Source organism: Streptomyces katrae (assembly GCF_000966975.1).
In the GTDB taxonomy this organism is placed as follows: Bacteria; Actinomycetota; Actinomycetes; order Streptomycetales; family Streptomycetaceae; genus Streptomyces; species Streptomyces katrae.
In genome coordinates this window covers 1-339 of sequence record NZ_JZWV01001245.1, presented here as the reverse complement: position 1 = coordinate 339, position 339 = coordinate 1, and the positions used below count along the sequence as shown (strand labels likewise).

General features: G+C 71.4%; 1 pseudogene. It reads right to left on the bottom strand.

Features of this window, described 5'->3' with window-relative positions:
• A pseudogene (locus VR44_RS35650) lies at positions 1-339 on the bottom strand (methionine adenosyltransferase); the annotation flags it as partial.

Genomic DNA, 339 nt, shown 5'->3' with positions numbered 1-339 from the left:
ACCGGCGTCGCCCATCGGGCCGCCGATCTCGAAACGGCCGGTCGGGTTGACCAGCAGCCGGTAGCCCTCGGTCTCCAGCTTGATGCCGTCCTCGGCCAGCTGGGCGAGCACGTACTCCACCACGTGGTCGCGGACGTCGGGGGTGAGCAGGCCGTCCAGGTCGATGTCCGCGGCGTGCTGCGTGGAGACGACCACGGTGTCGAGGCGGACCGCCCGGTTGCCGTCGTACTCGATGGTGACCTGGGTCTTGCCGTCGGGGCGCAGGTACGGGACCGTGCCCTCCTTGCGGACCTGGGTCAGGCGGCGGGAGAGCCGGTGCGCGATGTGGATCGGCAGCGG